Below are 2278 nucleotides of genomic sequence, written 5' to 3'. Positions count from 1 at the left end.
TCTCATCTATCACCAGCTGTTTAATGGCTTTCAGTTTTAATGAGCCGCTCAGCACAATATCCACCAGCCTGCCCGGTGTGGCCACCACCACATCCAGCTTACCCGCTGCGGTAGCCATTTGCGGGTTCATATTCACACCGCCATAAAAGCCTGCTACTGCTACGCTCATGTAACGTGTAAGCCTTTTAACAGATTCCTCCACCTGCAGCACCAGCTCCCGGGTAGGCACAATGATCAGGATCTGCGGGAACCTGTCTTTGGTGAAAGACCACATGCGCAGGCAGGGCAGCAGGTAAGCGAACGTTTTACCGGTACCTGTTTGGGCAATGCCACACACATCCCGGCCCGACATTGTTACGGAAAACACCCTGCTTTGAATAGTGGTAGGCGTTGTGAAATTAAGATCCTTCAGCGCTGCCAGTAAAGGTTTATTCAGATTTAGATCCTCAAAAGTCATATGAACCAATAGAAAAATGAACTACAAAAGTAGCGTTATTCCCGGGTTAGGCGAAATTCATGTTATGTCCGATCAGTTTTGAGGCGCTCTTTTGTTTTCTATAACATACTCATAATTTAATTCAGGGCCCCGGTCGGCATAGGCGATCTCCCGTTCATTGATCTTTTCTGCTCCTAAACGGCCAATGGCTATCTGGGAACGTACATTATTAGCCCCGATATGGAAATATACTTTTGAAACAAATTGAAAAACGTATTCCAGCATCATCAGCTTAACCCCGCGGTTAATGCCTTTTCCCCAGTATGGGGTAGCATAAAAAGTATATCCGATCAGGATGCTGTTATCCGGTTCGTTGTAGTCATAGAGCCGGGTGCTGCCTATAATATTCCCGCTGGCTTTATCTACTATTTTAAAGGCGCCGCCGCTTTGCATGCCGCTGGTAAAGTAGGTTTGAAATACTTCCTTTTGCCAGCGGTCTTTACTGGGGTGTTGCTCCCATATCTTGGGATCTGCTGCTACGGCGTATAGGGCCTCAAAATCTTCTTCCTGCAAGGGATAAAGGATCACCTGGTCATTTTCTAATATGGGCTGAATATTGAAGGGCGTTTGCATAATTATTATACGTTTTTGATGTAGTTAGCCAGTTCCGTTTCAACCGTATTGTTGCTTTTTTCCAGATGCGCGGTTATGCGTTCCCGTTCAGGGACTGTTTTATTCTGGCTTAATTTCTTTTGCCCCTGCAGGTCTGTTACTTCCAGCTCAAAGGCCACAATACCTTTTAGCATGCCTGTTTTGAATCTGTCAGAGAGGCTGTTCCATTGTTCCAGGTAATTTTGATCATAAAAATGGATCATCTGTTCCAGCACCTTGATCTTAGCGCTTTCTTCTTCCAGGATCTTTGCCTTTCCGTAGGCATGTACCGCAATATAGTCCCAGGTAGGGACGCTTTCCTGCTTATCGTAATGTGCAGGTGAAATATAGGCATGGGGCTCAGAGAAGATGATCAAAGAAGTATTGGCCTCAATATATTTTGCCTGTTCATTGGCAAGGGCAAAGTGGGAGCTGAGTACGATCCTGCCGGCATTGTCATTTATAACAAATGGCAATTGGGTAGCGATGGGCAGCTGGTCTTTTATGGTAACCATCGTTGCAAAGCTGTACCGCTTCATAAAAGCAATTTTCTCTTGTTCATCATCGAACCGGAAATGACTGGGTGTGTACATAGCGCAAAAGTACCCTCAAATTGGTTTACCTTTATAGTCCAATTCTAATAAAATGGGTAGTCCAATTTTAGCGCAGCTCTTTGGCAATATTCAGCTTGATCACTCGGCTGACAGGGCAGTGTATTTGCAGCTGGCAGATGTGATGCTGTCTTTGATCAGGAACGGCAAATTACGTTCGGGTCAAAAATTGCCGGGTTCAAGGGATGTTGCCGCGCTGCTGCAGATCAACAGGATCACCGTATCCAAGGCATATGATGAATTGCAGATGCAGGGATGGCTGGAAAGTTCCGTTGGGCGCGGCACTTTTGTTTCCTCGCACATCCCGGAGCATGCACCAAAAAAATTGAACGACAAACCCGTTCTTACCCCGCAGCAACGTGCAGGTTTTAGCATTCAGCCTAAAAGCTATTTGAACAATATGCTTTCAGTAGTTACTACTGAGCTGCACCTGGATGATGGATTTCCCGACCCTAAACTGGCCCCCATAAAAGAATTTTGCAGGGCTTACCGCGGCCAGTTAACAAGAAGCGGGCTATATAATAAGTTTGGCCGTTACAGTTATCCCGATGGGCCGGATTATTATAGAGAAGCGTTGTCC

Annotated in this window: 4 protein-coding genes; 1 reads left to right on the top strand and 3 read right to left on the bottom strand. The window is 46.0% G+C overall.

The genetic code is table 11. The features are described from left to right. From VIM87_RS00885 to VIM87_RS00875, 3 genes are all read right to left on the bottom strand, one after another. The coding region (locus VIM87_RS00885) for a DEAD/DEAH box helicase (protein ID WP_331995142.1) at positions 1-457 on the bottom strand (457 nt) is incomplete at its 3' end. A gap of 72 nt (positions 458-529) precedes the next feature. Continuing rightward, positions 530-1069, bottom strand: coding sequence for a GNAT family N-acetyltransferase (locus tag VIM87_RS00880; protein ID WP_331995141.1), 540 nt, complete (start codon positions 1067-1069; stop codon positions 530-532). A gap of 5 nt (positions 1070-1074) precedes the next feature. Then, positions 1075-1680: an FMN-binding negative transcriptional regulator gene (locus tag VIM87_RS00875; protein WP_331995140.1), complete on the bottom strand. Its 606-nt coding sequence runs from the start codon at positions 1678-1680 to the stop codon at positions 1075-1077. Between the two features lie 52 nt (positions 1681-1732). On the opposite strand from VIM87_RS00875, the gene VIM87_RS00870 reads away from it, so the two are divergent. Then, on the top strand, positions 1733-2278 hold a 546-nt coding region (locus tag VIM87_RS00870; RefSeq protein ID WP_331995139.1), incomplete at its 3' end, for a GntR family transcriptional regulator.

Source organism: Chitinophaga sp. (assembly GCF_036569125.1).
In the GTDB taxonomy this organism is placed as follows: domain Bacteria; phylum Bacteroidota; class Bacteroidia; order Chitinophagales; family Chitinophagaceae; genus Chitinophaga.
Note: the sequence above shows the minus strand (reverse complement) of the source record. Positions and strands in the feature narration are given on the sequence as shown.